The sequence below is a fragment of the Sphingomonas sp. GC_Shp_5 genome (genome assembly GCF_026540855.1).
Classification (GTDB): domain Bacteria; phylum Pseudomonadota; class Alphaproteobacteria; order Sphingomonadales; family Sphingomonadaceae; genus Sphingomonas.
Genome location: NZ_JALNUP010000007.1, coordinates 167,013 through 173,835 on the forward strand (window position 1 = coordinate 167,013; position 6,823 = coordinate 173,835).

The 6,823-nt window shown below is 68.1% G+C and carries 8 protein-coding genes and 1 tRNA gene; 3 read left to right on the top strand and 6 right to left on the bottom strand.

Going from position 1 to position 6,823, the window contains the following annotated elements:
* Nucleotides 1–6 precede the first annotated feature (6 nt).
* The 4 genes from OXR60_RS07965 to dapB all read right to left on the bottom strand — a co-directional run bounded on the left by OXR60_RS07965 (nucleotide 7) and on the right by dapB (nucleotide 3,177).
* The gene (locus OXR60_RS07965; protein ID WP_267395303.1) at nucleotides 7–1,620 is read right to left on the bottom strand and encodes an NAD(P)/FAD-dependent oxidoreductase; all 1,614 of its coding nucleotides are present in this window, start codon (nucleotides 1,618–1,620) and stop codon (nucleotides 7–9) included.
* A 15-nt stretch (nucleotides 1,621–1,635) separates the two neighbouring features.
* A tRNA-Arg gene (locus OXR60_RS07970) sits at nucleotides 1,636–1,712 on the bottom strand.
* A 37-nt stretch (nucleotides 1,713–1,749) separates the two neighbouring features.
* Nucleotides 1,750–2,424: an endonuclease III gene (nth, locus tag OXR60_RS07975; RefSeq protein ID WP_267395304.1), complete on the bottom strand. Its 675-nt coding sequence runs from the start codon at nucleotides 2,422–2,424 to the stop codon at nucleotides 1,750–1,752.
* A gap of 24 nt (nucleotides 2,425–2,448) precedes the next feature.
* Nucleotides 2,449–3,177: a 4-hydroxy-tetrahydrodipicolinate reductase gene (gene dapB / locus OXR60_RS07980; protein ID WP_267395305.1), complete on the bottom strand. Its 729-nt coding sequence runs from the start codon at nucleotides 3,175–3,177 to the stop codon at nucleotides 2,449–2,451.
* Nucleotides 3,178–3,653: 476 nt separating this feature from the next.
* Between dapB and OXR60_RS07985 the strand changes: the two genes are divergently transcribed.
* The 3 genes from OXR60_RS07985 (at nucleotide 3,654) to OXR60_RS07995 (ending at nucleotide 5,354) form a co-directional block, all read left to right on the top strand.
* Nucleotides 3,654–4,241: a hypothetical protein gene (locus tag OXR60_RS07985; protein WP_267395306.1), complete on the top strand. Its 588-nt coding sequence runs from the start codon at nucleotides 3,654–3,656 to the stop codon at nucleotides 4,239–4,241.
* The gene (locus OXR60_RS07990) at nucleotides 4,238–4,480 is read left to right on the top strand and encodes a hypothetical protein (protein ID WP_267395307.1); all 243 of its coding nucleotides are present in this window, start codon (nucleotides 4,238–4,240) and stop codon (nucleotides 4,478–4,480) included. Before OXR60_RS07985 ends, OXR60_RS07990 begins: the two co-directional genes overlap by 4 nt.
* 169 nt (nucleotides 4,481–4,649) lie before the next feature.
* A complete protein-coding gene (locus tag OXR60_RS07995) occupies nucleotides 4,650–5,354 on the top strand; it encodes an NAD-dependent deacylase (RefSeq protein WP_267395308.1) in 705 nt (234 codons plus the stop codon).
* A 150-nt stretch (nucleotides 5,355–5,504) separates the two neighbouring features.
* Here OXR60_RS07995 and era read toward each other — a convergent pair whose 3' ends face one another.
* Both era and OXR60_RS08005 read right to left on the bottom strand, forming a co-directional pair.
* Entirely contained in the window at nucleotides 5,505–6,407 is a 903-nt protein-coding gene (era, locus tag OXR60_RS08000; RefSeq protein WP_267395310.1) for a GTPase Era, read from the bottom strand.
* The coding region (locus OXR60_RS08005) for a GIY-YIG nuclease family protein (RefSeq protein WP_267395312.1) at nucleotides 6,404–6,823 on the bottom strand (420 nt) is incomplete at its 5' end. The genes OXR60_RS08005 and era, both read right to left, overlap by 4 nt.

Below are 6,823 nucleotides of genomic sequence, written 5' to 3' on the forward strand. Positions count from 1 at the left end.
CGCCCCTTACGCGCCGAGGCTCAGCGCCAGCGCCTCGGCGACCTTGATCCCGTCCACCGCCGCGGACAGGATGCCGCCGGCATAGCCTGCCCCCTCGCCCGCCGGAAACAGCCCTGTGGTGTTGAGGCTCTGGAGGTTGTCGCCGCGGGTGAAGCGCACCGGCGAGGAGGTGCGGGTCTCGACGCCGGTCATCACCACGTCGGGATGGTCGTAGCCCGGGATCTGGCGGCCGAACACCGGCAGCGCCTCGCGCATCGCCGCGACCGCGAAATCGGGCAGGCATTGCGCGAGATCGGTCGGCGTCACCCCGGGCCGGTATGACGGCACCACTGTGCCGAGGCTCGTCGAGGGTCGCCCGGCCAGGAAGTCGCCGAGCCGCTGCGCCGGCGCCTTGTAGCTCGAGCCGCCGGCGACGAACGCCAGCGATTCCCAATGCCGCTGCAGCGCAATGCCGCCGAGCGGGTCGCCCGGATAGTCGCGCTCGGGATCGATCGCGACCACCAGCCCTGAGTTGGCGTTGCGCTCGTTGCGCGAATATTGGCTCATGCCGTTGGTGGCGACACGCCCCTCCTCGGAGGTCGCCGCCACCACCGTGCCGCCCGGGCACATGCAGAAGCTGTAGACGGTGCGGCCGTTCGAACAGTGATGCGAGATATGATATTCTGCAGCACCGAGGATGTCGTTGCCGGCGTCCGCGCCGAACCGCGCACGATCGATCCAGGATTGCGGATGCTCGATCCGCACCCCGAGCGAGAACGGCTTGGCCTCGGCATGAACGCCGGCGGCATGGAGCATCTCGAACGTGTCGCGGGCGCTATGGCCGATCGCGAGCACGACGCGGTCGGCCTCGAGATAGTCGCCGGTGTGGAGGTGCAGCCCGCGGATCCGCCGCTCGCCATCGGCGGCGGTATCGATGTCGAGCCCGTCCACCCGTTGTTCGAAGCGATACTCGCCGCCGAGCGCCTCGATCGTCGCGCGCATGCTCTCGACCATCGTCACCAGCCGGAAGGTACCGATATGCGGATGCGCCTCGGTGAGGATCTCGGGGGGCGCACCGGCCTTGACGAACTCGGTCAGCACCTTGCGGTCGAGAAAACGATTGTCCTTGATCCGGCTGTAGAGCTTGCCGTCGGAGAAGGTCCCTGCTCCGCCCTCGCCGAACTGGACGTTCGATTCGGGGTTGAGCACGCTGCGCCGCCACAGCCCCCAGGTGTCCTTGGTCCGCTCGCGCACCACCTTGCCGCGATCGAGGATGATCGGCCGATAGCCCATCTGCGCCAGGATCAGCCCCGCAAACAGGCCGCATGGCCCCGCGCCGATCACCACCGGCCGCAGCGCCGCGCCGCTCGATTGGGCGACCGGGCGGTAGCGGGTATCGGGCGTGCGGCCGACGTTGCGGTCCTTGCGGAAGCGGGTGAGCACCGCTTCCTCGTTCTTGACGTTGACGTCGACCGAATAGACCAGCTGGATGTTGGTCTTGTCGCGCGCATCGTGCGCCCGCCGCGCGATCACATGCTTGACGAGCTCGCGCGGCGTGATCCGCAGCCGCTTGCAAATGGCAGCGGGCAGAGCCTCGTCCGGATGATGGAGCGGCAGCGTCAGTTCGGTGAGGCGTAGCATGGCGATGCGGAAAAATGGTGCACCCGACTGGATTCGAACCAGTGGCCTCTGCCTTCGGAGGGCAGCGCTCTATCCAGCTGAGCTACGGGTGCCTGGAGGAGCGCGCGTAGCAAAGTGGATGCGGCCGCGCTAGCCGTTTATCGCAGGCGGCGTGCCGGACTTGGCGGCGGGCGGCGGCGTCTTGGGCTTGTAGGCGCATAGATCGGCGACGATGCAGCGCCAGCATTCGGGAGTGCGCGCCTTGCAGACGTAGCGACCGTGGAGGATCAGCCAGTGATGGGCATGGAGGCGGAACGGCTGCGGTGTCGCCTTGTCCAGCTTCAGCTCGACCGCGAGCGGCGTCTTGCCGCGGGCCAGCCCGGTGCGGTTGCCGACGCGGAAGATATGGGTGTCGACCGCGAAGGTCTCGGCACCGAAGGCGACGTTGAGCACGACATTGGCGGTCTTGCGCCCCACCCCTGGCAGCGCCTCGAGCGCCGCGCGGTCGTTCGGCACCTCGCCGCCATGATCGGCGATCAGCGCCTGTGACAGCGCGATCACGTTCTTCGCCTTGGTGTTAAACAGCCCGATCGTCTTGATGTGCTGCTTCAGCCCCTCCTCGCCGAGCGCGACCATCTCGGCCGGCGTCGTCACCGCGGCGAACAGGCGCCGCGTCGCCTTGTTGACGCCGGCATCGGTCGACTGCGCCGACAGCGCCACCGCGACCACGAGCTGGAACGGATTGCCATAGTCGAGCTCGGTCTCGGGATGCGGGTTCGCTTCAGCCAGCCGATGGTAGAAGTCGACGACGTCGGCCTTTTTCACAGGATGCGCTTCACAGGATGCGTTTCACAGCGCGAGCACGTCGCCCATGACGTAGCGTCCCGCCGGCTGCCCGGCGAGCCACAACGCCGCCTTGACCGCCCCCTTGGCGAAGATCGACCGATCCTGGGCGTGATGGCTGAGCGTCAGCCGCTCGCCGTCGCTGGCGAAGATCACGTCATGGTCGCCGACCACCGAGCCGCCGCGCAGCGACGCCATGCCGATCGTGCCCTCGCTGCGCTCGCCGACCAGCCCGGCGCGGCCGTCCACCCGCACTTCGGACAAGGTGGTCCCCCGCCCCTCGGCGGCGGCCTCGCCGAGCAGCAGCGCGGTGCCCGAGGGCGAATCGACCTTGTAGCGGTGGTGGCTTTCGAGGATCTCGATGTCCCAGTCGGGGCCGAGCCGCGACGCCGCCTCGCGCACCAGCAGCCCGAGCAGGGTGACGCCGAGCGAGGTGTTGCCGGTCTGCAGCACCGCAATGTCGGCGGCGGCGGCATCGATCGCGGCATGCTGGGCCGGGCTAAGGCCGGTGGTGCCGATCACCAGCGGCGTGCCCGCGGCGCGCGCCGCGGCGAGATGATGGTCGAGCGCTGAGGCCACCGAGAAATCGACCAGCACGTCGCTGGCGCGGGCGAGCATCGCGGCATCGCCGTCGGCATCGGCGCCGCCGGCGAAGGTCGCGCCCTCGGCATCGATCATGTCGGTGATCGCCCGCCCCATCCGGCCGCGGCTGCCATAGATGCCGATCGCGGTCATGCCGCCGCACCCGATCGGGCGGACGCGCGGGCGAGCCACGTGGGAGGGCGGCGAAGAGGATCAAGGCGGCTGGTCATCACCCCTGCTCCTTGGCACGAAAGCGCGCGCCGGCGACAGGGGGCGGCGCGGTTTTTGTTGGCCGCTGAGTCGCCCCACCTGCCGGATCGCGTCGCATCCAGCGGTGACAAGTTGAGGAAGTTGAGATCAACCAGGGACATCATCAACGCCCATCGTTTCCGATTCTTCGACAATGAGAAGGAGCGTAAATCTGCCCAGGATCTACCACACGGCGACCGTGTAGGACAGCGGCCCGGCCTAGTTTGGTGGTGGCACGGGCACCCGGCCGCGGCGCCCGACGACGGCGGTGCACTTTCCGGTTGCGATCACCGACGGGCGGCATATCGTTGGCTTTGAACCCGTGGGAACATCATATCTCGCAAAACGATTGCTAGCGTGGATTCCGGAAGGAGACGTCGATGCTGTTGCTGGCGACATTAGCCTTAGCCTTGCAGCCACTGGCCGATGATCGGCGATCATCCGACATTGTGGTTCACGCGCCCGAGCTCCAGAGCACGCGCGCAGCCCTGGACAGCGTCGCGCCCCCGCTCCGCGCCAAAGATCCCGTCGCACGGTTTACCGATCCGATCTGCGCCGCCAGTGCCGGGCTTACCGATGCGGCGGATCACCTGATCGTCGATCGCGTGGAAGAGCTCGCCGCGTCGGTCGGGCTGAGAGTGGGATCGCCAGGCTGCGCGCCCAACGTCATCATCATGTTCGTCAACAATGGCAAAACTGCCGTTCGCCGCCTGCTGACACGGGGTTCTCCGGGCGTCGCCAGCCAGTCGCTAGACGACATGAGGCGCATCATCGCCGACCCGTCACCGGTAAAGGCGTGGACCGAAACGGAAATACGCAGCCGGGACGGGGATCGGCCCATCTACTATGCCGACAAGGCGCCCGACCTGCGGGTGGCGACATCGAGCATCGTATCGCTGCCGGTCAGACGCGATATCCTCAGCGCGACGGTGGTCATCGACCGGGATGCGGGGCGGGTCGTTCGTTGAGGCAGGTCGCCGACTATGCCGCGGTCCGCGCGCTCACGGGGGCTCGTCCCGACCCGCGGCTGGGCCAGCGATCGATGTTGTCGTTGTTCGCCGGGGGCACGGCCGGATCACCGCAGGCGGCGACCGCCTTTGACATCGGCTATTTGCACGGCCTGTACGACGGCCGCGGCGATCTTCCCGACATGATCAAGCGAGCCGCGATCGTTCAAAGTATCGCGAAATACGAGAAACAAGGGTGACGCCCGCCGCGTGACCAACGGGGTGCGACGATCGGATATGAGGGCCGGCCGGTAGGCGCCCACGGTCAAGGCGGGCAGGCGAACGGGTGATCGCCGTCCTGCCCTGCCGCCCGGCACGGGGATTGTCAGCTAGGCACCACCTGCGATTTCTCTTACCGCGGCCTCGTCCATGACCTTCCACCCCAACATCGTCATCCTCACCGGCGCCGGCATCTCCGCCGAAAGCGGGATCGCCACCTTCCGGGGGCCGGGCGGCCTGTGGGAGGGGCATCGGGTGGAGGACGTCTGCACGCCCGAGGCGCTCGCCGCCGATCCGGTGCTGGTGCATCGCTTCTACGACCTGCGGCGGGCGGCGCTCGGCCATGTCACGCCCAATGCGGCGCACCGGGCGCTCGCGCGGCTCGATGCTGGCTGGCCGGGCGAGCTGCTGATCGTCACGCAGAATGTCGACGACCTCCACGAGCGCGCCGGTACGCGGCGGGTGCTGCACATGCATGGCGAACTCAACGCGGCGTTGTGCGCGGCGTGCGGCGGGCGCGGGAGCTGGACCGGGTCGCTGCCGCCGAACACCGTATGCGCCGCGTGCGGCCGCGCGGCGCTGCGGCCGGACATCGTGTTCTTCGGCGAGATGCCCTATCAGATGGAGCGGATCGAGGCGGCGCTGGCGGCGGCCGATCTGTTCGTCTCGATCGGCACCTCGGGCGCGGTCTATCCCGCTGCCGGCTTCGTGCAGATGGCCGACGCCTATGGCGCGGACACGCTCGAGCTCAACCTCGAGCGGTCGGCGGGAAGCCGCCATTTCGCCGAAACGCGGCTGGGCGCGGCCGGCGTGCTGGTGCCGGCGTGGGTGGATGAGATGCTCGCCGGGGGGTGAGGCTTGGCAGGAGGCTGCCGCGACCTGACCGTCCTCTCTTCGGGAAGATCCCAGCTTTCGCTGGGATGACGGACCTAATCAGTCTTCCCCCAATTCGTCATCCCAGCGAAAGCTGGGATCTCCCTGAAGAGAGGGCAAAGAGCCCCCCGCTTACTCCACCCAGTCGAGCCCCAGATCGCGATACACCTCGCGGTCCTCGTCCCAGCCCGGCTTGACCTTGACGTGGAGATAGAGGTGCACCGGTCGGCCCATGATCGCGGCGAGCTCGGTCCGCGCGCGCTCGCCGATGGTCTTGATCCGGCTGCCGCCCTTGCCGAGCACGATCGCGCGCTGGGTGGGCCGCTCGACCAGGATCTGCTGGTGGATCTCCACCGACCCATCCTCGCGCTCGCTGTACTTCTCGGTCTCGACCGCGCTCGCATAAGGGAGCTCGGCATGGAGCTGGAGATAGATCTGCTCGCGCGTCACTTCGCTGGCGAGCGCGCGCTCGGTCGCGTCGGACACCTGGTCCTCGGGATAATGCCAGGGGCCCGCCGGCATCGCCGTGGCGAGCGCGGACTTGAGCTCGGCGAGGCCATCGCCGGTCGCGGCGCTGACGAACCAGGTGTCGGCGAAATCGACCAGCGCGTTGAGCTTCTCGGCGTGGAGCAGCAGCTTGGGCTTGTCGGCGACGTCCACCTTGTTGAGGATCAGGATCTTGGGCTCGGGCCGGTCCTTCAGCGCCTCGGCGATCGCGGTCACCTTGCTGCCGATTCCGCCCTTGCCGTCCACCACCAGCGCGAGCAGATCCGCGCCCTCGGTGCCGCTCCACGCCGCGGATACCATCGCGCGATCCAACCGCCGCTGCGGCTCGAAGATGCCGGGGGTGTCGACCAGCAGGATCTGCGCGTCGTCCTGAATGGCGACGCCGAGCAGCTTGGTGCGGGTGGTCTGCGCCTTGGGGCTGACGATCGCGACCTTCTGGCCGACGAGCGCATTGACCAGGGTGGACTTGCCCGCGTTCGGTGCGCCGACGACGGCGATCAGGCCGCAATGTTGGGTGGGTTCGGTCATGGTGTTGTTGCGTCCGGTGAGGTGGTGCGGGGCGGGGCTTCGACAGGGTCAGCCCGACCGGAGACAGGCGGCATCCTCTCCGCCTCCGTTCGCCCTGAGCCTGTCGAAGGGCTCCTCGCCGCCTGGCGATTGCGCGCGAGTAGACTGATCCGGTCCCAATCGGAAGCGATCAGTGCCTCCTTCTTCGCTCGTGACCAGCCTTTGATCTGCCGCTCCGACTGAAGCGCTTCGAGACGGGAGGGGAAATCCTGGCACCAGACCAGCGTGATGGGGCGGCGACTGGCGGTGTAGCCACCGTACAGGCCGGAATGATGCGTGCCGATCCGCGCCTCGAGATTGTCGGTCTGGCCGGCATAATAGCTGCCGTCGCTGCAGCGCAGGAGATAGGCCCAGAATGCCATGGGCGGGAGGATGCG

Bases quoted from the DNA above. Each gene is read 5' to 3' on its own strand.
- OXR60_RS07965 (WP_267395303.1), bottom strand. From the start codon at position 1,620: ATGCTACGCCTCACCGAACTGACGCTGCCGCTCCATCATCCGGACGAG.
- dapB (WP_267395305.1), bottom strand. From the start codon at position 3,177: ATGACCGCGATCGGCATCTATGGCAGCCGCGGCCGGATGGGGCGGGCG.
- OXR60_RS07985 (WP_267395306.1), top strand. From the start codon at position 3,654: ATGCTGTTGCTGGCGACATTAGCCTTAGCCTTGCAGCCACTGGCCGAT.
- OXR60_RS07995 (WP_267395308.1), top strand. From the start codon at position 4,650: ATGACCTTCCACCCCAACATCGTCATCCTCACCGGCGCCGGCATCTCC.
- era (WP_267395310.1), bottom strand. From the start codon at position 6,407: ATGACCGAACCCACCCAACATTGCGGCCTGATCGCCGTCGTCGGCGCA.